This window comes from Rhizobium sp. M1, from assembly GCF_002531805.1.
Lineage (GTDB): Bacteria > Pseudomonadota > Alphaproteobacteria > Rhizobiales > Rhizobiaceae > Rhizobium > Rhizobium etli_C.
This window is the reverse complement of record NZ_NWSW01000007.1, coordinates 283695-308603: the sequence shown is the minus strand read 5'-3', so window position 1 is coordinate 308603 and position 24909 is coordinate 283695. Positions and strand designations below refer to the sequence as shown.

The 24909-nt window shown below is 61.9% G+C and carries 21 protein-coding genes; 9 read left to right on the top strand and 12 right to left on the bottom strand.

The window, feature by feature from the left end; genetic code table 11:
• Position 1: 1 nt before the first annotated feature.
• The 4 genes from rnr (at position 2) to rpmG (ending at position 4592) form a co-directional block, all read left to right on the top strand.
• Positions 2–2374, top strand: a complete 2373-nt coding sequence (gene rnr, locus CO655_RS08955; RefSeq protein WP_097606493.1) for a ribonuclease R — start codon at positions 2–4, stop codon at positions 2372–2374.
• Positions 2375–2438: 64 nt separating this feature from the next.
• A complete protein-coding gene (locus tag CO655_RS08950; RefSeq protein ID WP_064682240.1) occupies positions 2439–2891 on the top strand; it encodes a DUF983 domain-containing protein in 453 nt (150 codons plus the stop codon).
• Between the two features lie 255 nt (positions 2892–3146).
• On the top strand, positions 3147–4331 hold the full coding sequence (locus CO655_RS08945) for an MFS transporter (RefSeq protein WP_097581573.1): 1185 nt from the start codon (positions 3147–3149) through the stop codon (positions 4329–4331).
• Positions 4332–4424: 93 nt separating this feature from the next.
• On the top strand, positions 4425–4592 hold the full coding sequence (rpmG, locus tag CO655_RS08940) for a 50S ribosomal protein L33 (RefSeq protein ID WP_003587245.1): 168 nt from the start codon (positions 4425–4427) through the stop codon (positions 4590–4592).
• A gap of 750 nt (positions 4593–5342) precedes the next feature.
• Here rpmG and CO655_RS08935 read toward each other — a convergent pair.
• On the bottom strand, positions 5343–6716 hold the full coding sequence (locus CO655_RS08935; RefSeq protein WP_097664392.1) for a PleD family two-component system response regulator: 1374 nt from the start codon (positions 6714–6716) through the stop codon (positions 5343–5345).
• Positions 6717–6734: 18 nt separating this feature from the next.
• Positions 6735–7106: a response regulator gene (locus tag CO655_RS08930; protein ID WP_003547430.1), complete on the bottom strand. Its 372-nt coding sequence runs from the start codon at positions 7104–7106 to the stop codon at positions 6735–6737.
• A 133-nt stretch (positions 7107–7239) separates the two neighbouring features.
• Here CO655_RS08930 and CO655_RS08925 point away from each other — a divergent pair, with 133 nt between their 5' ends.
• Positions 7240–7548, top strand: a complete 309-nt coding sequence (locus tag CO655_RS08925; protein WP_010030555.1) for a DUF3572 domain-containing protein — start codon at positions 7240–7242, stop codon at positions 7546–7548.
• Positions 7545–8219 carry a hypothetical protein gene (locus tag CO655_RS08920; RefSeq protein ID WP_170964984.1) on the top strand — a complete coding sequence of 225 codons (675 nt, stop codon included), beginning with the start codon at positions 7545–7547 and terminating at the stop codon, positions 8217–8219. Before CO655_RS08925 ends, CO655_RS08920 begins: the two co-directional genes overlap by 4 nt.
• Here the strand turns inward: CO655_RS08920 and CO655_RS08915 are convergent.
• On the bottom strand, positions 8194–8781 hold the full coding sequence (locus CO655_RS08915) for a GNAT family N-acetyltransferase (protein WP_097664391.1): 588 nt from the start codon (positions 8779–8781) through the stop codon (positions 8194–8196). The genes CO655_RS08920 and CO655_RS08915 overlap by 26 nt on opposite strands.
• 75 nt (positions 8782–8856) lie before the next feature.
• Here CO655_RS08915 and CO655_RS08910 point away from each other — a divergent pair, with 75 nt between their 5' ends.
• Positions 8857–10149: a DNA polymerase IV gene (locus CO655_RS08910; protein WP_097664407.1), complete on the top strand. Its 1293-nt coding sequence runs from the start codon at positions 8857–8859 to the stop codon at positions 10147–10149.
• Between the two features lie 195 nt (positions 10150–10344).
• Positions 10345–11601 (top strand): L,D-transpeptidase family protein, encoded by a 1257-nt coding sequence (locus CO655_RS08905; RefSeq protein WP_097664390.1) that lies wholly within the window; start codon positions 10345–10347, stop codon positions 11599–11601.
• Positions 11602–11691: 90 nt separating this feature from the next.
• Here CO655_RS08905 and dnaE read toward each other — a convergent pair whose 3' ends face one another.
• Positions 11692–15189: a DNA polymerase III subunit alpha gene (dnaE, locus tag CO655_RS08900; protein WP_097606487.1), complete on the bottom strand. Its 3498-nt coding sequence runs from the start codon at positions 15187–15189 to the stop codon at positions 11692–11694.
• A 484-nt stretch (positions 15190–15673) separates the two neighbouring features.
• Between dnaE and CO655_RS08895 the strand changes: the two genes are divergently transcribed.
• Positions 15674–16138, top strand: coding sequence for a DUF5680 domain-containing protein (locus tag CO655_RS08895; RefSeq protein ID WP_097606486.1), 465 nt, complete (start codon positions 15674–15676; stop codon positions 16136–16138).
• Between the two features lie 94 nt (positions 16139–16232).
• Here CO655_RS08895 and CO655_RS08890 read toward each other — a convergent pair whose 3' ends face one another.
• From CO655_RS08890 to nuoN, 8 genes are all read right to left on the bottom strand, one after another.
• The gene (locus tag CO655_RS08890; RefSeq protein WP_097581582.1) at positions 16233–16916 is read right to left on the bottom strand and encodes an ABC transporter ATP-binding protein; all 684 of its coding nucleotides are present in this window, start codon (positions 16914–16916) and stop codon (positions 16233–16235) included.
• Between the two features lie 14 nt (positions 16917–16930).
• Positions 16931–18235 (bottom strand): lipoprotein-releasing ABC transporter permease subunit, encoded by a 1305-nt coding sequence (locus tag CO655_RS08885; protein ID WP_097581583.1) that lies wholly within the window; start codon positions 18233–18235, stop codon positions 16931–16933.
• 15 nt (positions 18236–18250) lie between these two features.
• Positions 18251–19573: a proline--tRNA ligase gene (gene proS, locus CO655_RS08880; RefSeq protein ID WP_097664389.1), complete on the bottom strand. Its 1323-nt coding sequence runs from the start codon at positions 19571–19573 to the stop codon at positions 18251–18253.
• Positions 19574–20162: 589 nt separating this feature from the next.
• Positions 20163–20438, bottom strand: coding sequence for a DUF1467 family protein (locus CO655_RS08875; RefSeq protein WP_004668399.1), 276 nt, complete (start codon positions 20436–20438; stop codon positions 20163–20165).
• Between the two features lie 162 nt (positions 20439–20600).
• Positions 20601–21005, bottom strand: a complete 405-nt coding sequence (gene mce, locus CO655_RS08870; protein WP_097664388.1) for a methylmalonyl-CoA epimerase — start codon at positions 21003–21005, stop codon at positions 20601–20603.
• 2 nt (positions 21006–21007) lie between these two features.
• Positions 21008–22678 (bottom strand): ribonuclease J, encoded by a 1671-nt coding sequence (locus CO655_RS08865; protein ID WP_097606483.1) that lies wholly within the window; start codon positions 22676–22678, stop codon positions 21008–21010.
• 17 nt (positions 22679–22695) lie between these two features.
• Positions 22696–23460: a biotin--[acetyl-CoA-carboxylase] ligase gene (locus CO655_RS08860; RefSeq protein WP_097664387.1), complete on the bottom strand. Its 765-nt coding sequence runs from the start codon at positions 23458–23460 to the stop codon at positions 22696–22698.
• Positions 23460–24905, bottom strand: a complete 1446-nt coding sequence (gene nuoN / locus CO655_RS08855; RefSeq protein WP_097606482.1) for an NADH-quinone oxidoreductase subunit NuoN — start codon at positions 24903–24905, stop codon at positions 23460–23462. Before nuoN ends, CO655_RS08860 begins: the two co-directional genes overlap by 1 nt.
• Between the last annotated feature and the right edge of the window lie 4 nt (positions 24906–24909).

Below are 24909 nucleotides of genomic sequence, written 5' to 3'. Positions count from 1 at the left end.
GGTGAGCAGGATACCGCGCGACAGAACGAACCCTGCGGGCAAGCGCCCGGGCAAGATCGGCCGCACAGGCAAGGATGCTCCCGCCGTCGAGCCGCTGAACATCGTCCACGGCGCGCTGCCCTCGCGCGAGGTGATCCTGCGCTTCATCGCCGATCATCCGCAGAAGGCCTCGAAGCGTGAACTCGCCAAGGCTTTCGGGCTGAAGGGCGACAGCCGCGTCGAGCTCAAGCAGCTGCTGCAGGAGCTCGAACAGGAAGGCATGCTGCAGAAGAGCCGCAAGTCGCTCATCCGTCCCGGCGCCCTTCCGCCCGTCACCGTTCTCGATATCACCACGCGCGACAAGGACGGCGATCTCATCGGCCGGCCGGCGGAATGGCCCGAGGAGCAGGGTGTCGCGCCTGCCGTCGCCATTCGCCAGCAATCGCCGGCAGGCCGCCAGGGCAAGGGCAAGGCGCCCGTCGCCGGCCTCGGCGACCGTATCCTGGCGAAGATCTTCCCGGCCGTCGATCGCGGCGGGCCGGCCTATACGGCGCGGATCATCAAGGTGATCGACAGGCGCCGCGGCGCCTCGATGGGGGTTTTCCGCACCGCGCCCGGCGGCGGCGGTCGGCTGCTGCCGATCGAGCGGCGCGGCGAGGAGATGGTGATCGATCCCGATTTCACCGGCGGTGCTGCGGATGGCGACCTGGTCGAGATCGAAGTCGCCCGGCTCGGCCGCTTCGGCCTGCCGCGCGCCAAGGTTCTCTCCGTCGTCGGCTCCGTCGGCTCGGAAAAGGCGATCTCGATGATCGCCATCCATGCCCATGGCATCCCGCATGTCTTTCCCCCCGCCGTCATGGCCGAGGCGGAAGCGGCAAAACCGGCGACGATGTCGCATCGTGAGGACTGGCGCGACGTGCCGCTGATCACCATCGATCCCGCCGACGCCAAGGATCATGACGACGCCGTCTATGCCGAGCTCGACTCCTCCCCCGACAATCCCGGCGGCGTCATCGTCACCGTCGCGATCGCCGACGTCTCGTGGTATGTCCGGCCCAATTCGCCGCTCGACCGCGAGGCGCTGAAGCGCGGCAACTCCGTCTATTTCCCGGATCGGGTGGTACCGATGCTGCCCGAGCGCATCTCCAACGATCTCTGCTCGCTGAAGGAAGGTGTCGATCGTCCCGCGCTTGCCGTGCGCATGAGCTTCTCCGGCGAAGGCCGCAAGATCGGCCATACGTTTCATCGCATCATGATGAAGAGCGCCGCCAAGCTTTCCTACCAGCAGGCGCAGGCAGCGATCGACGGCAATCCCGACGACAAGACCGGACCGATGCTCGAGCCGATCCTGAAGCCGCTCTGGCACGCCTATGAGGTGATGAAACGCGGACGCGACCGGCGTCAGCCGCTGGAACTCGACATGCCGGAGCGCAAGATCCTGCTGAAGCCGGACGGCACGGTCGATCGTGTCTTCGTGCCGCCGCGGCTCGACGCGCACAAGCTGATCGAAGAGATGATGATCCAGGCGAACGTCGCCGCCGCCGAGACGCTGGAAAAGAAGCGCCAGGCCCTGGTCTACCGCATCCATGACGGCCCGACGCTGGCCAAGCAGGAAGTCCTGCGCGAGTTCCTGGCGACCCTCGGCATCTCGCTCGCCAAAGGCGGCAATGTGCGCGCCAACAGCTTCAACGGCATTCTGGCGAAGGCGGAGGGCACGGCGCACCAAACCATGGTCAACGAGATGGTGCTGCGCTCGCAGAGCCAGGCGATCTACAGCCCCGAGAATATCGGCCATTTCGGCCTCAACCTGATGAAGTACGCCCACTTCACCTCACCGATTCGCCGCTACGCCGATCTCATCGTGCATCGCGCGCTCGTCGGCTCGCTCGGCTTCGGCGAGGGCGGCATCACGCCGGACGAAGAAGCCGCTCTCGACGATATCGCCGCCGAAATTTCGACCTTCGAGCGCCGGGCGATGGCAGCCGAGCGCGAGACCATCGACCGGCTGATCGCCCATCACTTGAGCACCCGGGTCGGCGAGGAATTTGCCGGCCGTGTCTCGGGGGTGACGAAATCCGGGCTTTTCATCGCTCTGCCGGACTATGGCGCCGATGGTTTCGTCCCTATATCGACGCTCGGCAGCGACTATTTCATCTATGATGAGGCGCATCAGGCGCTCTCGGGTGAACGCACGGGGCTCGGCTATCGCCTCGGCGACAGCGTTACCGTGAAGCTTGCCGAGGCGATCCCGCTTGCCGGCGCGTTGCGTTTCGAAATGCTGAGCGAGGGGCGCGAGATGCCGACGGCGGTGCGCTCCGTCCATAAGGCCGGCCGCCGCGACAGAGGCGAGGTCCGCAAGAAACCCGGCACGAGGCCGCCGCGCGGACGGCGTTAATGCATCTCACGGCATCGAGCCTGATTCAGGAGCCCTACATTTTCGGGCTGAAAAGGAACATGCGATGGGCACACAGACCGATCCGACGGTCCGCTACGGGGGCACGCCCGAGATCGAACGTCCGCTCCGTCGCTCGATCCTGCGCGGGCTGATGAACCGCTGTCCGGCCTGCGGCGACGGCAAGCTCTTTCGCGCTTTCCTGAAACCGGTCGATCACTGCGCTGCCTGCGGCGAGGCGATGCATCATCACCGCGCCGACGACCTGCCGCCCTATATCGTCATCCTCGTCCTCGGCCATGTCCTCGTCGGTGGCTACATGTTGACCGACATGACTTTCGTTCTGCCGGTATGGGTTCATCTCGCCATCTGGGCGCCGATCACCGTCGTCACCGCGCTTGCCTCGATCCAGCCGATCAAAGGCGGCGTCATCGGCCTGCAATGGGCGCTGCGCATGCACGGTTTCGGCGGGGAGAGCGATGACCACGATGATTACGACCTTCCCCGGCGGCCGGATTGAATGCCTTCACCTTCCAGACATATTTAACGTGTAGTGGCTGCCCTCCACCGACCACTACCGAACGCGGGCGTCGTCGATCCTCAACGACTTGACATGGTAAGCTTTTCTTGTCTGAACAGGCTTTACATTCCGCAGGCGGTCACTCACATCGGAAATACTGCGAAACGCTGCTCGTCACCGGGATTTGGCACGTCCGTGTCTTTCTATGCGAAGCGACCGGCCGATTCGCTCGCGAAGCTTTCTAAGGATGGATAAATGTCTCAGCCGAGAAACGGCACACCGGGCGATCTCGAAGAAATCCATTGGCCTTCTCTGGTGGCAGCCATCTCGTCGATATCAGCCGTCGGCATCGCAATCGGTCTCGGACTTCCGCTGCTCAGCATCATCCTCGAAAAACGCGGGATCTCATCGACCCTGATCGGGCTCAATACCGCGATGGCAGGCATTGCGGCGATGGCCGCCGCGCCCGTTACCACCAAGCTCGCGCATATATACGGTGTTGCGCCGACAATGCTCTGGGCTGTGGTGATTTCAGCGCTGAGCGCGCTCGGTTTCTACTATGCCCAGGATTTCTGGATGTGGTTTCCGCTGCGTTTCGCCTTCCACGGCGCAACGACGACGCTGTTCATCCTCTCCGAATTCTGGATCAACGCCGCCTCGCCGCCGTCCAAGCGCGGATTCGTTCTCGGCATTTATGCGACCGTGCTTTCGCTGGGCTTTGCCGCCGGACCGCTGCTGTTTTCGTTGCTCGGCAGCGACGGCATCTTCCCCTTCCTGGTCGGCGCCGGCGCCATTCTGCTTGCCGCCATTCCGATCTTCATCGCCCGCTACGAAAGCCCGGTTCTCGAGGAAAAGCCGGAGCTGCATTTCATGCGCTACGTTTTCCTGGTTCCGACGGCGACGGCGGCCGTTTTCATCTTCGGCGCCGTCGAAGCCGGCGGGCTGTCGCTTTTCCCGATCTTTGCCGTGCGCGCCCATTTTACCGAATCGCAGGCAGCACTTCTGCTGACCATGATGGGCGTCGGCAACGTCATCTTTCAGATCCCGCTCGGCCTGCTTTCGGACCGCATCCCCGACAAGCGGCCGCTTCTGGCCGGCATGGCGCTGATGGGCTTCATCGGCTCGATGATGCTGCCGTTGCTGGTCGACAACTGGCTGCTGATGGCCGGGCTCCTGCTTTTCTGGGGCGGCTGCGTCTCCGGCCTCTATACGGTCGGCCTCAGCCATCTCGGCTCGCGTCTGACCGGTTCCGACCTTGCGGCGGCCAATGCCGCCTTCGTCTTCTGTTATGCGATGGGAACCGTGGCCGGGCCGCAGGCGATCGGCGCAGCGATCGATGTCGCCGGAAATAACGGTTTTGCCTGGGCGATTGCCGCCTTCTTCGGCTTTTACGCCATGCTTTCCGGCATCAGATTGATGTTCATTCGAAAACGGACTTGACTTTTCGGGCGGGATTCGTAGTTTCGCGCCAGAATTTGCCGTGGAGCCCCATCCGGCTTCCACGGCTTTCATTTTCTTAAAGGCAGGACGACCATGGCCAAGGCTACAACAATCAAGATCAAGCTGCTGTCGACAGCCGACACCGGTTTCTTCTACGTCACGACGAAGAACAGCCGTACGATGACGGACAAGATGACGAAGACGAAGTACGACCCGATTGCTAAGAAGCATGTCGAGTTCAAGGAAACCAAGATCAAGTAATCACTTGGCCTGACGGATTTCAAAAAAGCGCGCGCCCTCGGGTTGCGCGTTTTTTATTGTCCGGAACGATCGCGTTTGAGGGATGATAGCGCAAACAAGAAACGCCGCCCTTCCATCTTCGGGAAGTGACGGCGTTTTCCTGAAAGGGGGTCGGCCAGCATGCAAAACGGCACGAGGAACCGTTATGACTTGCCTACTAGCCGACCGACCCCACGACCCAGGAGATGCGGCGGACCTGAGCATCATGGGGTATCGGACAGCTCCTCTAGGGGAGCGCTTCTGTTATGACGCCGATAATTTGCGCAGAAATGAAAGAAAATCAACAAATTCTTAATGATGAATTTTCTTAGCTTGATTCTATGGTTAAAAGTCCAGTTTTGGCACACACAAAGATTTGCCGCCTCTGCTTGCCTCCGAAGCCTAGTGCCGAACGCCTAGAAGAAATTCGACAATATAACTTAATAACTTAAGCCGCCCCTCCCCTTACGTGAGGTGACGCCGCCGCGCTCTATTTGACCCTCTTGTCAGCAGACATTCTTTTATAGTCCCCATTTCATTCCGAGCGCCGCCCGGCATTCCAGAAACTGTCGCACGCCGCCGTTATCCACAGCAACGCCTGGAGTCCATTTTTGGGCTATCGAGTTGCAAAATTTTCGGCCTGCGTCGCGTGGGCGAAGCTTAAAAATCGGTAATAATTCGCTTACGGCAGTGGAAAACCCGCAAATGGCCGTAAAGCGTACGGGTGATTCGTCAGGCAGCCGCGGCAACCACACGATTGCGGCCGGTATTCTTGGCCTCGTAAAGAGCAAGATCGGCCTGCTTCATCAACTGGTCCGGGGTCAGCACCGAGCCAATCCGCGAGGCGATGCCGAAGGAAGCGGTGACGTTCAGCGCTTCTCCGGAGTGCTTCAGCATGAAAGGGGCGCTCTCGACCGCAGCGCGCAAGCGCTCGGCGACAGCGGCGGCCACTTCCGGCGATGTGTCCGGCATGGCAACGACGAACTCTTCCCCGCCGTAGCGGCAGGCAAGATCGGCGCCGCGGATGGTCGAACGGACGCGGTTTGCGAATTCGCGCAGGACTTCGTCGCCGCCGTCATGGCCGTAAGTGTCGTTCACCTGCTTGAAACGGTCGATATCGGTGATCAGCACCGAAAGCGGACGGCCCCGCGCCATCGAGCGGTTGAAGAGCACACTCAGGTGATTGTCGAGATAGCGCCTGTTGTAAAGTCCGGTCAGCGGATCGGTCACGGCAAGCTCGATCGTCTGCTTGACGCTGGCGCGCAGACGGTCGTTGTAGCGCTTGCGACGGATCTGCGTCAGGCTGCGGGCGACCAGCTCGTTCGGATCGACGGGACGGATGATGTAATCGTTGACGCCGAGATCGAGGGCGCGCACGACCATCTCGTCAGCCCCCTGCTCGGTGATGATCAGGATCGGCAGGAAGCGTGTGCGCTCCAGCGATCGCAATTGCGAGCAGAGGCGAAGCGGATCGTAATCGTCGAAATTGGCGTTGACGATGACGAGGTCGAAGACATTCTCGGCTGCTTCGAAAAGGGCTGCCTGCGGATCGGAGAGGGCAAGCACATCGGCGACGGGCTTCAGCGCCCTGACGATGCGTTCCTGCGAATTGGCGCGGCTATCGACCAGCAGCACCTGGCCGGCCTCGTCGGCGCGGCCCTCGCCTGCCCGCATCAGATCACCCATGCCCATCGTATGGGCGGTGTCGGCGCGGATGCGCAGCTCATCGCTCAACGTTTTCAGCCGCAGCAGGCTCTTTACCCGGGAGATCAGCTGCAGATCATTGACCGGTTTGGTGAGGAAATCGTCGGCGCCGGCCTTCAGGCCACGCACGCGGTCGGCCGGCTGGTCGAGTGCTGTGACCATCACGACGGGGATATGGGCGGTCTTCTGGCTGGCCTTCAGCCGCTCGCAGACCTCGAAACCATCGATACCGGGCATCATGATGTCGAGCAGGATCAGATCGACCTGATTGCGCTCGCAGATTGCCAGCGCCTCGTGGCCGTCGGCGGCGGTCATCACGTCGAAATACTCCGCGAGCAGCCGCGCTTCGAGCAGCTTCACGTTGGCCGGAATATCGTCAACCACCAGTATTCGCGCAGTCATAAGCGTCTTTCCGATGCGTCAGGCATCGCCCAGATAGGTCTTGATCGTCTCGATGAATTTCGGAACCGAGATCGGCTTGGAAACATAGGCCTCGCAGCCGCCCTGGCGGATGCGCTCCTCGTCGCCCTTCATCGCGAAAGCCGTGACGGCGATGACGGGAATCACGTGCAGCTCGTCGTCTTCCTTCAGCCATTTGGTGACTTCCAGGCCGGAGACCTCGGGAAGCTGGATATCCATGAGGATGAGGTCGGGGCGATGCTTGCGCGCCAGATCGAGCGCCTCCATGCCGTTTCGCGTCTGGATCGTGGTATAGCCAGACGCCTCGATGAGGTCGCGAAAGAGCTTCATGTTGAGCTCGTTATCTTCTACAATCATCACCTGTTTGGGCATGACAAGCTGTCCCTACGTCCGTTCGCGCAGCGGTTCGTCCCATGAGAAAGACACATGCGGATGAAGAGCTCCGTGAAACCGATAGCGCACGCTAGCGGTATTTGGTTGAAGAAAAGGTAACTTACCCCTCGAAATGCAAAGCAACTTCAAGACTTCGAAACAACTGGCGGCCGATCCGCACGAGACGGCGATCGCCGTGCTCGGCTGGCTTGCCGGCGATCCCGACATGTTCGGCCGCTTCCTCGCGCTCACCGGCGTGGCGCCGGAACAGGTGCGCGGCGCCGTCAACGATCCCGGCTTCCTCTCCGGCATGATGGATTTCCTGATGAACCACGAACCGACGGCGATGGCCTTCTGCTCGGCGAGCGGCCTCAGCCCGGAGACGGTGACCGCCGCCTGGCGGCATTTCTCCTCGCCGGGTCTCGATTCCGGGGAATATTGAGCGTGACCGACCTCGATATTTCGCATATCCGCCTCGGCGAGCGGCCGCTGATCGTCTGTGACGTCGACGATGTGGTGCTGCAGTTCATCGATCCGTTCCAGCTTTTTCTTCAAAGCCTGGGTCATGCGTTCCTGCCGCGATCGTTCCGGCTGCACGGCAACATCGTCTCGACAGCGGACGGTGCGGAGATCGAGGGCAACCAGGTCAGCCGACTGATCGAAGAATTTTTCGAAGCGCAGGAACTGTGGCAGACGCCGGTCGACCACGTCGTCGAAACGCTCGGCCGGCTTTCGCAGGCGGCCGATATCCTTTTCCTGACGGCGATGCCGCCACGATTCCAGGATCAGCGCCGCCGCCTGCTGGACAGCGCCGGGCTGGTCTTTCCGCTGCTTGCCACCGAGCAGCCCAAGGGGCCGATCGTCCACGCGCTGCATGCCAGCCGCTCCTTTCCCGTCGCATTCATCGATGATATGGCGCACAATCTGCATTCCGTCAGGGAACACGTGGCCGATTGCCTGCTCATTCATCTGATGCCGGATTCACCGGTCCATCGTTTCGCGCCGCCAGCGGCCGACGACATTACCCGCGCCATCGACTGGGCGCATGCCGCTGAACTGATCGACGCGCATTTCCTTTCCGGCACGTTCAGTCGCGCAATTCCAGCCGCATGAGCGGCCGTCCGTCCTTGCGCCTTGCCACAGTCTCGAACCCGGCCGCATCAAAGATCGCCGTCGAACCGATGCAGAGCGTCACGGATTTCGACTGCTTCACGTGGTCGATCGGACAGGCTTCCAGCAGCCGTGCGCCCTGGCGCCTGGCGTGATCGATCGCGCCGGCGAGCAGCCGATGGCTCATTCCCTTGCCGCGCAGCCTGGGCAGCAGGAAGAAGCAGCTGACGGCCCAGATCGACGGATCATGCGCATCGCCCTCTTCCAGCGGCCGCGAAACGGTGCGCGGCGAATTGAACTGCGGCACGTCGTGGCGCGGCCCGACCTGCACCCAGGCGACCGGCTCGCCAGCGGCATAACAGAGGATGCCCGGCGGCGGCCCTGCCGCGATCCGCTCCTGCATATGCGCCTTGCGCTCGTCGGCCGCCATTTTCGTCCTCACCGCATGCGGCAGACGCAGCGCCACGCACCAGCAATTGTAGAAAGCGCCCTGCGGCCCGAACAGGGTTTCGAAGTCGCCCCAGCGTTCCGCCGTCACCGGCTCGAAACGAAGATCGTTATCCAAGGCAAAGCTCCCCGCCTCTCTTGAGACTCGTCAGCTTAAGGCGTAGTGTCGCAACGTTCAACCTTTGTTCTCACCATGACGCCCGCGCCTGACAAGACACCCGGCTTCTGTCGCGACTGCCTTGCCGAGCAGAAGGGCGAGGCGCGCCGTTGCGTATCCTGCGGCAGTCCGCGTCTGGTGCGCCATCGCGAGCTCCATGCACTGACGCTTGCGCATATCGATTGCGACGCCTTCTACGCGGCTGTCGAGAAGCGCGACAATCCTGAGCTTGCCGACAAGCCCGTGATCATCGGCGGCGGCAAACGCGGCGTCGTCTCCACCGCCTGCTACATCGCCCGCATCCACGGCGTGCGCTCGGCAATGCCGATGTTCAAGGCGCTGGAGGCGTGCCCTCAGGCCGTCGTCATTCGTCCTGATATGGAGAAATATGTCCGGGTCGGGCGCCAGGTGCGGACGCTGATGCAGGATCTGACGCCGCTGGTACAGCCGCTGTCGATCGACGAAGCCTTTCTGGAACTTGGCGGCACCGAGCGACTGCATCACGACCCGCCGGCGCGCACGCTCGCCAAATTCGCCCGGCGCGTCGAAAGGGAGATTGGCATTACCGTCTCGGTCGGGCTTTCCTATTGCAAATTCCTCGCCAAGGTCGCCTCCGACCTGCAGAAGCCACGCGGCTTTTCCGTCATCGGCCGCGAGGAAGCGGTCGAATTCCTGGCGCCGCGACCCGTCACCACGATCTGGGGTGTCGGCAAGGCCCTTGCCGCGACGCTGGAAGCGGATGGCATCCGCACCATCAGCCAGTTGCAGCAGATGGAGGAGAACGACCTGATGCGCCGCTACGGCAGCATCGGCCAGCGGCTCGCCCGCCTGTCGCGCGGCATCGACGACCGCGAGGTGCACCTCAACGATGCCGCCAAGAGCGTCTCGGCCGAGACGACCTTCTTCGACGACATCTCGCGCTACGACGACCTGGTGCCGATCCTGCGCAATCTTTCCGAAAAGGTCTCATGGCGCCTGAAGAAAGGCGACATCGCCGGCCACACCGTCGTGCTGAAGATGAAGAGCGCCGACTTCAAGACGCGCACCCGCAACCGCAAGCTCGAGGACCCGACCCAGCTGGCCGACAGGATCTTCCGCATCGGGCTCGAGCTCCTCGAAAAGGAGACGGACGGCACGAAATTCCGCCTGATCGGCATCGGCGTCACCGACCTCGGCGATGCTGCCCGCGCCGATCCGCCCGATCTCATCGACCGGCAGTCGGGTCGGCGGGCGGCCGCCGAAGCGGCGATGGACAAGCTGCGCGACAAGTTCGGCAAGAACACGGTCGAGACCGGCTACACCTTCGGCAGCAACAAGCGCGATCGCTAAAGCGTGTCGCGATCTTTCAGATTCGCTTCTCACACTTTAGGTGTTTATTTTCTCGCATGTCTTTACCGCAAAACCGCGCACACTTTTGCGAGACATGCTTTAACACGTGAGGCGGCCAACTGGCTCAGCCTATAAAATCTTCCTTAAACTTCGTCCCATAATGTGCCGGACCAGTATTGCGTATGGTTGGGTATCATGGTCTCGCGTTTCGTCTTCGGCCTCGGCTTGCTGTCGGCCACCGCACTCGTGCACCCTGCTTTTGCCGCGGATGTGCGCACGCTGCAGATCTTCGTTTCGAAGGACAAGCAGTCGCTTGCGGTCTATGACGGCACCGAGGTCGTCGCGACCTCGAAGGTCTCGACCGGCAAGGACGGCCACACGACGCCGAGCGGCATTTTCTCGGTGCTCGAAAAGCGGAAATACCACGAATCCAATCTCTATTCCGCCGCCCCGATGCCCTTCATGCAAAGGCTGACCTGGTCTGGCATCGCCCTGCATGAATCGAATTCCGTGCCGCGTTATCCGGCCTCGCACGGCTGCGTGCGCATGCCCGGCGCCTTTGCGAAAATGCTCTATGGGATGACCGAGGCCGGCATCCCCGTCATCATCAGCGACGGCGAGCTGGCGCCGCAGCCGATCGACCATCCGACGCTTTTCCATCCCGATGCGCCGGCGGCGATGCCGCTGTTTTCGGATGTCGAACTGCGGCCATCCATGCCCGACAGCCCGCAAAAGCCGGTGCAGGTGGCGATGAACGATACCGCCGCCATGCCGATGCCGATGGTGCAGCCGCTTGCAACGCATCAAGCCGAGCCGCCAACCGAGCCGATCAGCATGCTCATCACGCGCCGGACGCTGCGCGAGACGGTGATCGACATTCAGACCCTTCTCAACCAGCTCGGTTTTTCCGCCGGCGATCCGGACGGCTTGCTCGGCCCGGCGACCGTGCAGGCGGTCACGGCCTTTAGGACGCTGCGTCCGGCGGAATTTGCCGGCGACAGGAGCCTGATCTCCGACAGGCTGCTAAAAGCCGTCTATGCCGCGGCCGGCAAGGGCGAGCCAGCGAACGGCGTCATCATGGTGCGGAGGGCGTTCAAGCCGGTCTTCGAGGCGCCGGTGACGATCGCCGATCCGGGGCTGGCGCTCGGCACGCATTTCTTCACCCTGCACGCGGCCGATGAAAAGGCCGGCACGGCGGACTGGCTCGGCATCACCCTCGAAAACAATCTCTCCCGCGAAACGATGAAGCGGCTCGGGATCAGCAATCAGGAAGGCTCGATCGTCACCGGCAAGCCGATTGCCCGTTCGCTGAGCCGGATTTCCATCCCCGACGAGACCCGCCGCAAGATCGACGCGCTGATCGCGCCCGGCTCGACGCTGACGATCTCCGATACCGGCCTCGGCCGGGAGACCGGCGAAGGCACGAATTTCATCACCATCACCCGCGGCTGACGGCCATCACCCCGGGGCGAGGAGCGTCACCCAAGGTGAGGTGCATTACCCCCGGCGATCCAACTTCGCCCCGGGCGATCCGCGTCGCGATCACACAAGCTCGACGTCGACGACGCCGGGGGCAGCGCGAAGGGCGGCGGCGATCTCCGGGGTGATGCGGTATTTCTCCGGCAGCGCCACTTCGACCTCGCGCTTGCCCTCTTCCTTGATGACGATGAAGGAAACCAGGCCGTCGCCCTTGGCGTTCAGATGACCGGCGACCATTTTCAGCGGCCCGGAATCTCTGATATAGACGCGCAGCGCCTTCTGCATCTGCAGCGACTTTTCCTCCAGCGACTGGATCGTCTGGATGCGCAGACCGATGCCCTCCGGCCGCTCCTCGCCGGTCGCGGTCAGCAGGAAGGATTTTCCGGACTCCAACATGTCGCGGTACTGGTTCAGCATTTCCGAAAACAGCACGGCTTCGAACTGGCCCGACGAATCCGAAAAGACGATGATGCCCATCTTGTTGCCGGTGCGGGTCTTGCGCTCCTGCTTGGAGATGACGGTGCCGGCAAGGCGCGCATTGGACGCGCCCTGTTTGATCGCTGCGGAAAATTCGGCGAAGGTCTGCACCCGCATCTTCTGCAGGATATTACTGTAGGAATCGAGCGGGTGGGCGGTGAGATAGAAACCCAGCACCTGGAATTCTTTCAGCAGCCGCTCCGAGGCAAGCCAGGGCGAAAACGGCGGCAGGGCAATCTTCTCAGGCCCCGACGTCAGGGTGCTGCCGAAAATATCCGACTGACCGCTCAACTTGTTTTCCTGCGCCCGCTGGGCATAACCAAGGATACGGTCGAGCCCGGCTGAAAGCTGGGCGCGGTCGGTGCCGAAGCAGTCGAAGGCACCGGCAAAGATCAGGCTTTCCAGCACGCGGCGGTTGACCTGGCGCGGATCGATGCGCAGGCAGAAATCCTCGATGCCGGCAAAGGGCTTGTCGCCGCGCACCTCGACGATATGGTCGACGGCGGATTCGCCGACGCCCTTGAGAGCGGCGAGCGCATAATAGATGCGGTTGTCGCCGGTTTCGAACTGGCGGAAGGAAGTCTGCACCGACGGGGCGATCACCTCGATGCCGAGGCGCTTGGCGTCCTGGCGGAAATCGTTGACCTTTTCGGTGTTGGACATGTCGAGCGTCATCGAGGCGGCGAGGAATTCGACCGGATAATGCGCTTTCATATAGGCCGTCTGGTAGGAGACGATGGCATAGGCGGCGGCATGCGACTTGTTGAAGCCGTAATTGGCGAACTTCGCCAGCAGTTCGAAGATATTGTCGGCTTGCGGCTTCGATACGCCATTCTTGACGGCGCCATCGACGAAGCGTTCGCGCTGCTGGTCCATCTCGGCCTTGATCTTCTTACCCATGGCGCGGCGCAAAAGATCGGCTTCTCCGAGCGAATAACCGGACAGGACCTGGGCGATCTGCATCACCTGTTCCTGATAGACGATAACCCCTTGAGTTTCCTTGAGCAGGTGGTCGATCATCGGATGGATCGATTCCAGCTCTTCGTCACCGTGCTTGCGGGCGTTGTAGGTCGGGATGTTCTCCATCGGGCCCGGACGATAGAGCGCCACCAGCGCGATGATGTCCTCGATGCAGTCCGGCCTCATGCCGATCAGCGCCTTGCGCATGCCGGCACTTTCCACCTGGAACACGCCGACCGTCTCGCCGCGTGACAGCATCTCGTAGGTCTTCTTGTCGTCCAGGGGAATGGCCGCAAGGTCGACACTGATGCCGCGCTTGGCGACGAAATCGACGGCGACCTTCAGGACGGTCAGCGTCTTCAGGCCGAGGAAGTCGAATTTGACCAGGCCCGCCTGCTCCACCCATTTCATGTTGAACTGGGTGACCGGCATGTCGGAGCGCGGATCGCGATACATCGGCACCAGCTTGGACAACGGCCGGTCGCCGATGACGATACCGGCGGCATGGGTCGAGGCATGGCGGTAAAGCCCCTCGATCTTCTGAGCGATATCGAGCAGGCGCGCGACCACCGGCTCCTTGGCTGCCTCCTCCTGCAGCTTCGGCTCCTCCTCGATCGCCTTGGAGAGCGGCGTCGGATTGGCCGGATTGTTCGGCACGAGTTTGCAGATCTTGTCGACCTGGCCGTAGGGCATCTCCAGCACGCGGCCGACGTCGCGCAGCGCTGCGCGCGCCTGCAGCGAACCGAAGGTGATGATCTGGGCCACCTGTTCGCGGCCGTACTTGGCCTGGACGTATCGGATCACCTCTTCGCGGCGGTCCTGGCAGAAGTCGATGTCGAAGTCCGGCATCGACACGCGTTCCGGATTGAGGAAGCGTTCGAACAGCAGCGAAAACCGCAAGGGATCGACGTCGGTGATCGTCAGCGCGTAGGCGACCAGCGAACCGGCGCCCGAACCGCGGCCGGGACCAACCGGAATGTCATGCTGCTTGGCCCATTTGATGAAGTCGGCAACGATCAGGAAGTAGCCGGGAAAGCGCATGCGTTCGATGACGCTGAGCTCGAATTCCAGCCGCTCGCGATAATCCTTTTCCTCATAACCCGGCGACATGCCGAGGGTCGAAAGCCGCATGTCCAGCCCTTCGACCGCCTGGCGGCGCAATTCACCCGCCTCGGCGCGTTCGGCCTCCTCGGCGTCGTCGGTCGCACCCGTGAAGCGCGGCAGGATCGGTTTGCGCGTCTTCAATACGAAGGAGCAGCGCTTGGCGATCTCGATCGTGTTCTCCAGCGCTTCCGGCAAATCGGCAAAGAGCTTGGCCATTTCGGCGCGGCTCTTCAGGTAGTGATCCGGCGTCAGGCGAAAGCGGCTGTCGTCGGAAACGATGGCATTATGGGCAACGGCCATCAGCGCATCATGGGCGTCGTAATCGTCGCGTGTCGGAAAGAAGGCCTCGTTGGTCGCGACCAGCGGCAGATCGTGGGCATAGGCGAGCCCGATGATCTTCTGCTCGTGCCGCTTGTCGTAGGTGCCATGCCGCTGCAGCTCGACATAGAGCCGGTCGCCGAAGAGACGCTTGAGCATGAGCAGCCGCGCTTCGGCCTGGGCGGAATGGCCCTCCCTGATCGCTCCGTCGACCGGCCCCGTCAGGGCGCCGGTCAAGGCGATCAGCCCTTCCGTGCCCGCCTCCTCCAGCCAGGAGGATCGGACATGGACGGCCTGATTGCCTTCACCGCCGAGATAGGCGCGGCTGATGAGGTCGACCAGCCTTTCGTAACCGGCCTCCGTCGCTGCGAGAAGAACGATCGACGGCAGCTTGACCAATGCCTGCTGGCCGCCGCGTTTTTCGGTCTCCAGCCCGTCTTCCATGTCGATCGAGACCTGGCAGCCGATGATCGGCTGCAGCCCGTCGTCCATTGCCTTCTGCGAGAATTCGAGGGCGACGAACAGATTGTTGGTGTCGGTAATGGCGATGGCCGGCTGATTGTCTCCGGCCGCCTTGTAGAGAATCTTCTTCAGCGGCAGCGCGCCTTCGAGAAGCGAATAGGCGGAATGGACTCTCAGGTGAATGAAGCCCGGCGTGTCGCCGATCACCTCACCCGTCGAAGCCTTTACCGTATCCGCCATGACATGCCTTCCCAATCACCGAATGAATCAGACGCATTGTCGGCATGGAGGGCAATGATGTCCAGAAGAAGTCCCGTGTTCGAACCACATGATGGCCATGCAGTCCCCTGAAAACTTTAGATCGCGATGACGATGAGCGAGAAGCTGGCAACGAACATTGCGATGGAGGTGAATGCTGCGATATCACGGATCATGTCAGTCATTTGGCTCTCCTTTACTCGTTATGTTTTCAATTTGTTCGATCTATGTTCCGATGTCAACAGGAATCTTTTCCTTCCTGCTTGCGTTTGAAAAACACCCCGGCGACGCAACGATTCGGTGAAAGCTTCGGCGACGGGCTTGAGATGCCGAGCCGCGGCCTCGCCGGCCCCGGTGCCGCAAAGAACGTGGACACATCCCGCCGACGACAAAGGCTCCCCCGCATTTGTTCTGTTTATGTTCTGCACATCCTGCTATATCCCAACTAATGAGTCAGGAGGACCCTATGCCCGAGACAGCGATGCTGAACGAATTCGTCGTCGAAGCCAAAGCTGCCAGCTATGTCGGCGGCGGCGTGCCGCGCCCGCCCTGCCGGCCGGGGTCTCACGATATCGGCTATGAGCGCGGCGACTGGCGCTATCTCGACAGCTATTTCGGCGGCACCGACTTCGCCGGACAGGAGGTGGTGTGGTTTGCCGACGAGCCGATCTGGGCGATGAATTATTTCGGCTGGGTCATTGCGCCCGATCTCATCGATGCCAGCGCAGCGGGAACTGTGATCAAGGCGGCGCTTTCTGCCATGTACCGGCAGGGCCGCTTTCTCGGCGGAATGGAATTCGACCATCCGTTCGGCCGCTATGTCGATCGCAGCGAAGGCGGCTGTGAACGGTTCAGCGGTCATGAATGCATCGTGGTCGACGGACGCAAGGCTTACGCGCTCGACTATCGCGGCGGCCTGATCATCCCCTGACGGATCCGGAGGCGGGTCGATTCGAACCTGCCGCCAGACGCGTCATCTCTTCGTCCGTATCCCGGAATCGCTGCGCACGTCCGGGCGACATCGATCAGAAATCGACGACCTTGCCGTCGGAGATCGTCACGCGCCGATCCATGCGGCGGGCGAGTTCGTGGTTGTGCGTGGCGATCAGGGCCGCGAGGCCGGACTGGCGCACCAGAGCCTCCAGCGCGTCGAAGACGTAGCTTGCTGTTTCCGGGTCGAGATTACCGGTCGGCTCGTCGGCCAGAAGCAGGGTCGGCGCATTGGCGACGGCGCGGGCGATCGCAACGCGCTGCTGCTCGCCACCTGACAGTTCGGCCGGACGGTGCGAGCCGCGATGGCCGATGCGCATATAGTCGAGAAGCTGGCCGGCCCGCTCTCCGGCCTCCTTCCAGGACAGGCCGGCGATCAGCTGTGGCATCATGATGTTTTCGAGCGCCGAAAATTCCGGCAGGAGGTGATGGAACTGATAGACGAAGCCGATCTCGCGGCGACGGATCGCCGTGCGCTTCTCGTCGCTCAGCCCGTCACAGGCATGGCCGTTGATGGTGACTTCGCCGCCGTCGGGATGCTCGAGCAGACCGGCGACATGCAGTAGCGTCGACTTGCCCGTGCCCGAGGGCGCGACAAGGGCGACGATCTCGCCTTTCGACAGCGAGAAATCCGCACCCTTCAGGATCGAGAGCAGCGTATCGCCCTGCCCGTAATGGCGCTCGACGCCGGTAAGCTTGAGGACGACGTTGCGATTCATGAATGCGGCATTCCTTATTCGTAGCGCAGGGCCTGCACCGGATCGAGCCTGGAGGCGCGCCATGCCGGGAAGATGGTGGCGATGAAGGAGAGGCTGAGCGCCATGACCACGACCGAAATCGTTTCGCTGAGATCCATCTCGGCCGGCAGCTGGCTGAGGAAATAGACCTGCGGATTGAAGATCACGGTGCCTGAGATCCAGGAGAAGAACTGGCGGATGGATTCGATGTTGACGCAGACGAGGACGCCGAGCAGCACGCCGGCGATGGTGCCGACGATACCGATCGCCGCCCCGGTCATGAAGAAGATGCGCATGATGGCGCCGGCGCTGGCGCCCATCGTGCGCAGAATGGCGATATCGCTGCCCTTGTCCTTCACCAGCATGATGAGGCCGGAGATGATGTTCAGCGCCGCCACCAGCACGATCAGCGTCAGGATCATGAACATGACGTTGCGCTCGACCTGCAGCGCCGAGAAGAAGGTCTGATTGCGCTGGCGCCAGTCGGTCAGGTTGATCTGGCGACCGGCCGCCTCTTCCACCTTCGGCCGCAGAGCGTCGATATCATCGGGATGATCGACGAAGAGCTCGATCGACTGCACGAGCCCCGCCGCATTGAAATAGAGCTGCGCTTCCTCGAGCGGCATGAAGATGATCGAGGAATCATATTCCGACATGCCGATCTCGAACAGCCCGGAGATCTTGTAGGATTTGACGCGCGGGTTGACGCCCATCGGCGTGACGTCACCTTCCGGCGAGGTCAGCGTGATGAGGTCGCCGACGCGCAGACCCAGCTGGTCGGCCATGCGGGTGCCGATCAGCACGCCCTCGCCGGAGGCATAGCCCACCATGTCGCCGGATTTGATGTTGTCGGAGATCGTCTTGAGCTTGGTCAGGTCTTCGGCGCGGGCGCCGCGCACCAGGGCGCCGGTGCTGCCGCCGGCCTGGGCGGAAGCAAGCACCTGCCCCTCCACCAAAGGCAGCGCCATCTTGACGCCGGGCACGGCGGCGAGCCTGCTGGCAAGGTCGGGATAATCGGTGAAGGGACCATCGACCGGCTGGACGATCATGTGGCCGTTGATGCCGAGGATGCGCGAGACGAGCTCGGTGCGGAAGCCGTTCATCACCGCCATGACGATGATCAGCGTCGCGACGCCGAGCATGATGCCGACGAAGGAGAAGCCGGCGATGACCGAGATGAAGGCTTCCTTGCGCCGGGCGCGCAGATAGCGCCAGGCCACGAGGCGTTCGAAGGTGGAAAATGGCTTGCCAGCCGGACCCAAGCCGGATGTTGAACTCCGGTCCACTGCTGCCTCTGCCATTTCGCCTCCGTTTCCTTAAGCCACGAACCTGTTGATCGCCGCTTCGATCGTCATCGTTTCGCGGGCGCCGGTCTTGCGGTCCTTCACTTCGACCTCGCCGTTCGCGACCGCGCGCGGGCCGGCGATGATCTGGACGGGTACGCCGATCAGGTCGGCGGTTGCGAATTTCGTGCCGGCCCGGTCGTCGGTATCGTCGTAGAGCACATCCTTGCCGGCCTTGGTGAGCGCGGCGTAGATCAGCTCGCAAGTATCGTCGCAGGCCTGATCGCCCGACTTCATGTTGATCACCACGACATCGAAGGGCGCGACCGAAGCCGGCCAGATGATTCCGTTGTCGTCATGCGATGCTTCGATGATGGCGGGAACAAGGCGCGTCGGGCCGATACCGTAGGAACCCATGTGAACAAAGTGTTCCTTGCCATCGGGCCCCTGCACTTTCGCGCCCATCGACTCGGAATATTTCGTGCCGAAATAGAAGATGTGACCGACCTCGATGCCGCGCGCCGAAAGACGCTCGCCTTCCGGAACGGCGTTGAAAGCCGCCTCGTCGTGCATTTCCGAGGTCGCCGCATAGAGCGAGGTCCACTTGTCGAAGATCGCCTTCAGACCCTCGACGCTGTCGAAATCGGTGCTGTCACCAGGAATATCGAAGCCGACGAAGTCCTTGTGGCAGAAGACCTCGGATTCGCCGGTATCGGCGAGGATGATGAATTCATGGCTGAGATTGCCGCCGATCGGGCCGGTGTCGGCACGCATCGGAATGGCGCGCAGGCCGAGCCGATCGAAGGTTCTGAGATAGGCGGCGAACATCTTGTTATAGGAATGCTCGGCCCCTTCGCGGGTCAGATCGAAGGAATAAGCGTCCTTCATCATGAACTCGCGCGAGCGCATGGTGCCGAAGCGCGGGCGGATCTCGTCACGGAACTTCAGCTGGATGTGATAGAGATTGAGCGGCAGGTCCTTGTAGGACTTGACGGAGGAACGGAAAATATCCGTCACCATCTCCTCGTTTGTGGGGCCGTAGAGCATCGGCCGATCCTGACGGTCCTTGATGCGCAGCATCTCCTTGCCGTAAGCATCGTAACGGCCGCTTTCCTGCCAGAGTTCGGCCGATTGCAGGGTCGGCATCGAAAGCTCGATGGCGCCGGCACGGTTCTGCTCCTCGCGGATAATGGCGTTGACCTTGTCGAGCACGCGCTTGCCGAGCGGCAGCCAGGAATAGATGCCCTGCGACTGCTGGCGGATCATGCCGGCGCGCAGCATCAACCGGTGGGAGACGATTTCCGCCTCCTTGGGGTTTTCCTTGAGGATGGGCATGAAATAGCGGGACAGACGCATGGCGGATTCCGAAGCAGTTGAGATCCCGCGGAGAACGGAATCGACGGTACATTGGTAATGTGGGAGCGTTCATAGCCGCTTCGCGGCGGGAAGGAAACCCGCAACTGCCGTCGGCCGCCTCCCGGATACGCATGTTCACGCCCGCAAAATGAAAGGGCGTGAAAAAGCGCGTGTTTATAAGGACTTGAACGAAAATCTTGTCAACAGAAATATTTTGCTAGAGTGTAGCAAAAATGCAAAAAAAGCTAATGACAAAGCCCAATGTTTGAGCTAGCTTTAGCTCACAAAACAGGCAGGAAGCTAAATTCTTGCCGAATTCGCGGTCAAGTCTTGGGAGGATCAGATCTTAGGCGCGCTCGTCGCAGCCCCGGCAACGGTTACAGATCACGCGATACTTAAAACAAGGCTTTCAGCCTTGTTTTTTTTTGGCTTTTGCCTCCCACCCCAACCAGAAACGAGATCGCCTTCCGTAAGGAAATGCGCCCTCATTCCGTTAGGCGAGCTCTTTGCCGCAACAGCATGACGCCGATATGACGAAATCGATTTTTTGTGAATTTTACATCTGCCCAAACTTTGAGCAAAAGCTACCTCAATAGAAGCTAGGCCCTAGTTGTGGAAGGGCGTCGAAGCCCCAGCCGAAATAGGTGTCGCAGACATACCAGAGGCCGTAGATCAGAGCCGAGATCAGCGTCGTCAGCGAAAAGACGAAGCCGGCGCGAAAGCGGGTGGGCGCGCTGGGAACGGTGCCGAGCACGATATCATCGTCTTCCGCCTGGGTGCGCAGGCCGATCGGCAGGACGGCGAAAAGCGTCATCCACCAGATGATGAAGTAGACGGCAAATCCCTGAAGGAAGATCTGAAGCATTATGGTTCCCGGTGATGTCGCGCCGCCATGTGGCGAAGGCGTCCTCTCACTTTCAATTGCACGCCTTTATACGGCGGAATGGCGGCCAATTCAAAGCGAACGAAACATTTCGCCGCCTTCGGGTCACTCTGCCGCAGCGCAAGCACTTCACATGAATTGGGTTCAGGCCTGTTCAAGCTCGATCAGCGTGCCGAAGAAATCCTTGGGATGCAGAAAGAGCACCGGCTTGCCATGCGCGCCGGTCTTCGGCTGGCCGTCGCCCAGCACCCGCGCCCCCGCCTCGACCAGCCGGTCGCGGGCGAGGATGATATCGTCCACTTCATAACAGATGTGGTGCATGCCGCCGGACGGGTTCTTGTCGAGGAAGGCTGCGATCGGCGAGGCTTCCCCAAGCGGCTCAAGCAGTTCGACCTTGGTGTTCGGCAATTCGACGAAGACGACGGTGACGCCGTGTTCCGGCAGCGCCTGCGGCTGCGACACGGCAGCGCCCAGCGTATCGCGATAGGCGGCCGCCGCCGCCTTCAGGTCGGGGACGGCGATGGCAATATGGTTCACCCGGCCGAGCATGATCAGACCTTGGTGACGAAGGCGGTAACGACGGGCTTCTTGCCCCAGCTCTGGTTGGCAGCGGCGCGGATGGCGCGACGAACGGCCTCCTGCAGCATGTCCAGATCCTTGCGGCGGGCGCGCGGAATGCTTTCGATGGCGCTGATCGCCGCGTCGAACAGCGTATCCTCCATCTCATCGCCCTCGTCGTCATAAACAGGCAGGCCGATCGAGACGAGATCGGGATCGCCGACGATATCATAACGCGCGTCGAGCACGATGCTGACCGCGACATGGCCGACATAGGAGAGTTTCTTGCGCTCGCCGATCCCCATCTCCTCGAAATCGCCGATCAGCATGCCGTCCTTGTAGATGCGGCCGTGCGGCGCTTCGCCGATCACCTCGACCGGACCGGGCGCCAGCCGGAGGATATCGCCGTTGCGCACCCGCGGGACGATCGAAATGCCTGATTGCTCGGCAAGCTCCTTGTGCGCCGTCAGATGCGTCGCCTCGCCATGCACCGGCACGACCACCTTCGGCCGCGTCCACTCGTACATCCGCTGCAGCTCATTGCGGCGGGGATGGCCGGAAACATGGACGAGCGCCTCGGTATCGGTGATGATGTGCACGCCCTGCTCGACGAGGCCGTTCTTGATGTCCTGGATCGCCTTCTCGTTGCCGGGAATGGCACGCGAGGAAAAAACGACGATATCGCCTGCCGCAAAGGCCACATTACGCATCTCGTCGCGAGAGAGCTTGGCAAGCGCTGCCCGCGCCTCGCCCTGGCTGCCGGTCAGGATGACGACGACCTTGTCGCGCGGGATATAGCCGTACTCCTCCTCGGAGATGAAGGGCTTCACGCCCTCCATCAGGCCGATATCCTGGGCGACGTCGACGACCCGCTTCAGCGAGCTGCCGAGCAGCAGCACTTCGCGGCCGGCCGCCTCGGCCGCCTCGGCGACGGTGCGGATGCGCCCGACATTCGACGAGAAGGTGGTGATCGCCACCCGGCCCTCGGCATCTTCGATGATCTTGCGCAGGCTTTCCGAGACATCCTTTTCGGAGGGCGAAACACCGTCGCGCAGCGCATTGGTGGAATCGCACATCAGCGCCAGCACACCCTCGTCGCCAAGCTGGCGGAACCGCGTCTCATCGGTCAAGGGGCCGAGCGAGGGCTCGTGGTCGATCTTCCAGTCGCCGGTGTGGATGACGTTGCCGGCCGGTGTGCGGATCATCAGCGACATCGGCTCGGGGATCGAATGGTTGACGGCCACACCTTCGATGCTGAAGGGGCCGACATTGATCGTGTCGCCTGCCTTGAACGGCGTCACCGGCACTTCGCCGATCCTCGCCTTCTCGAAATTGCGTTTGGCTTCGAGCAGACCTGACGTAAAGGCCGAGGCGAAAACCGGCACGTTGAGACCGGGCCAGAGATCGGCAAGCGCGCCATAATGATCTTCATGGGCATGGGTGATGATGATCGCCTTGAGGTTCTTGCGCTCGCTGGCGAGGAAGCGGATGTCGGGCAGGACGAGGTCGACGCCCGGCAGATCCGGGCCGGGAAAGGTGACGCCGCAATCGACCATGATCCACTGGCGATGCTCGGGCGGGCCGTAGCCATAGAGAGCGAGATTCATGCCGATCTCGCCAACGCCGCCCAGAGGCAGGAATACCAATTCGTCCTGTTTCGCCATAATTTTCGTTTTTTCCGCTATCCAAAAAACACATCACCGGCGGCAATGGGCATAATCCTGCCAGCGCCGGTATCGAGCATCAACAAGCCATTATCATCAATTCCGGCGAATTGGCCGGAAATCGATCGGTCCGGTAAATTCACCGTGATCTTTTCGCCGATGCCGCAGGCGATGGTGCGCCAGCGCGCCGTGATCTCGGCAATGCCGCGGCCCTGGTCCCATTGATCGAGCACATCCGCCATCGCCGCGAAGAGATGGGCGAAGAGCTCATCCGGCGAAGCCGCGCTTGCATGCTGACGCAGACAGGTGACGGGATAGAGCGGATTATCCGGCATGACCGAGACATTGATGCCGATGCCGACGATCAGCGCGTAGCGGCCGTCCGGCAACTGCTCGCCCTCGACGAGGATGCCGCAGGTCTTTTTCCGGCCGATGAGAATATCGTTCGGCCATTTGACCTCGAGCGGTTCGGCGCCCGGCGGCAGCACCTGGCGGATCGCCTGGTGCACCGCAACAGCAACCGCCAGCGGCAGCGAGCCGAGGCGCTCAATCGGCGCCGGGTCGATCAAAAGAAGGGAAGCGTAGAGATTGCCGCGTTCGGACACCCAGAGGCGGCCGCGGCGGCCGCGGCCGCCGGTCTGCCTCTCGGCCGTCACCCAGAGATTTCCGGGATCGCCCGCCCGCGCCCGGGCGAGGCATTCGCTGTTGGTGGACGATGTTTCCGACAGCGCCTCGTGCCTGAAATCGCCGAGCGATATCCGGCGCCGTCTGTCGGAAACCATTAGAAGAGCGTCGCGGCGGCAAGCTCTGCCGCACCGCCGATCGGCCCGCCGATGAGCACATAGGCAGTGACGAAGAGACCGGAAAGACCGAAGACCAGACGCAGGGCGCCGGAGACCCGGGCGAATTCGCCGGTCGCCTCATCGAACCACATCAGCTTGATGACGCGCAGATAATAATAGGCGCCGACGACCGAGGCGAGAACGCCGATGATGGCAAGCGCATAAAGCTTGGCTTCGATCGCCGCAACGAAGACGAAGTACTTGGCGAAGAAACCGGCGAGCGGCGGAATGCCGGCGAGCGAGAACATCAGCGCCGTCAGCACCACGGCCATGAACGGGTTGGTCGCGGAAAGGCCGGCGAGATCATTGACGTCTTCGACGACGGTGCCGTCCTTGCGGCGCATCGACATGATGATCGCGAAGCTGCCGAGGGTCATGACCATATAGATGACCATGTAAAGCATGACGCCGGAAACGCCGGTCTGGTTGCCGGCGGCAAGGCCGACCAGCGCATAGCCCATATGGCCGATCGAGGAATAGGCCATCAGCCGCTTGATGTTCTTCTGGCCGATCGCCGCAAACGAGCCGAGCAGCATCGAAGCGATCGAGATGAACACGACGACCTGCTGCCAGTCGGCCAGAACCGGCTGGAAGGCGGTGATGACGATGCGGGTCATCATCGCCATGGCGGCAACCTTCGGGGCCGCGGCCAGGAAGGCGGTGACCGGCGTCGGCGCGCCTTCGTAGACGTCTGGCGTCCACATGTGGAAGGGAACGGCCGAGATCTTGAAGGCAATGCCGGCGAGGATGAAGACCAGGCCGAAGACGAGGCCGAGCGACCGTGCGCCCTCGACGGACAGCGCCTGGGCGATTTCGGAGAAATGGGTGTGGCCGGTGAAGCCATAGACCAGCGACATGCCGTAGAGCAGCATGCCGGAGGAAAGTGCGCCGAGGACGAAATATTTCAGGCCGGCTTCGGTCGACTTCAGGCTGTCGCGGTTGATCGCGGCGACGACATAGAGCGCCAGCGACTGCAGCTCCAGCGCCAGATAGAGCGAAATCAGGTCGTTGGCCGAGATCATCAGCAGGATGCCGAGGGTCGCGAGCACCAGCAGAACCGGGAACTCGAACTTGTCGAGCTGGTTTTCGCGGGCGTGGCCCATCGTCATGAACAGGGCGACCAGCGAGCCGATGAGCGCCACCAGCTTCATGAAGCGCGAGAAGCCGTCGGCCATGTAGACGCCGCCATAGGCAAGGCCTTCGGCCGGCACGAAGAGCAGCCACAGGCCGGAGGCCAGCAGCAGCACGATGGCGAGGCCGGTGACGACGAGGCCCGACCGCTCGCCTGAGAAGACGCCGACCATCAACAGGACCAGGGCGCCGACCGCGAGGATCAGCTCCGGCGCGGAAAGATGCAGACTGAGGAGGATTGTTTCAGCGGTCATGTCC

Bases quoted from the DNA above. Each gene is read 5' to 3' on its own strand.
- CO655_RS08860 (WP_097664387.1), bottom strand. From the start codon at position 23,460: ATGGTTTCCGACAGACGGCGCCGGATATCGCTCGGCGATTTCAGGCAC.
- CO655_RS08890 (WP_097581582.1), bottom strand. From the start codon at position 16,916: ATGAATCGCAACGTCGTCCTCAAGCTTACCGGCGTCGAGCGCCATTAC.
- CO655_RS08905 (WP_097664390.1), top strand. From the start codon at position 10,345: ATGGTCTCGCGTTTCGTCTTCGGCCTCGGCTTGCTGTCGGCCACCGCA.
- CO655_RS08945 (WP_097581573.1), top strand. From the start codon at position 3,147: ATGTCTCAGCCGAGAAACGGCACACCGGGCGATCTCGAAGAAATCCAT.
- CO655_RS08950 (WP_064682240.1), top strand. From the start codon at position 2,439: ATGGGCACACAGACCGATCCGACGGTCCGCTACGGGGGCACGCCCGAG.
- CO655_RS08885 (WP_097581583.1), bottom strand. From the start codon at position 18,235: ATGGCAGAGGCAGCAGTGGACCGGAGTTCAACATCCGGCTTGGGTCCG.
- CO655_RS08865 (WP_097606483.1), bottom strand. From the start codon at position 22,678: ATGGCGAAACAGGACGAATTGGTATTCCTGCCTCTGGGCGGCGTTGGC.
- CO655_RS08875 (WP_004668399.1), bottom strand. From the start codon at position 20,438: ATGCTTCAGATCTTCCTTCAGGGATTTGCCGTCTACTTCATCATCTGG.
- dnaE (WP_097606487.1), bottom strand. From the start codon at position 15,189: ATGGCGGATACGGTAAAGGCTTCGACGGGTGAGGTGATCGGCGACACG.
- rpmG (WP_003587245.1), top strand. From the start codon at position 4,425: ATGGCCAAGGCTACAACAATCAAGATCAAGCTGCTGTCGACAGCCGAC.
- mce (WP_097664388.1), bottom strand. From the start codon at position 21,005: ATGCTCGGCCGGGTGAACCATATTGCCATCGCCGTCCCCGACCTGAAG.
- CO655_RS08925 (WP_010030555.1), top strand. From the start codon at position 7,240: ATGCAAAGCAACTTCAAGACTTCGAAACAACTGGCGGCCGATCCGCAC.
- CO655_RS08910 (WP_097664407.1), top strand. From the start codon at position 8,857: ATGACGCCCGCGCCTGACAAGACACCCGGCTTCTGTCGCGACTGCCTT.
- CO655_RS08935 (WP_097664392.1), bottom strand. From the start codon at position 6,716: ATGACTGCGCGAATACTGGTGGTTGACGATATTCCGGCCAACGTGAAG.
- CO655_RS08930 (WP_003547430.1), bottom strand. From the start codon at position 7,106: ATGCCCAAACAGGTGATGATTGTAGAAGATAACGAGCTCAACATGAAG.
- CO655_RS08895 (WP_097606486.1), top strand. From the start codon at position 15,674: ATGCCCGAGACAGCGATGCTGAACGAATTCGTCGTCGAAGCCAAAGCT.
- nuoN (WP_097606482.1), bottom strand. From the start codon at position 24,905: ATGACCGCTGAAACAATCCTCCTCAGTCTGCATCTTTCCGCGCCGGAG.
- proS (WP_097664389.1), bottom strand. From the start codon at position 19,573: ATGCGTCTGTCCCGCTATTTCATGCCCATCCTCAAGGAAAACCCCAAG.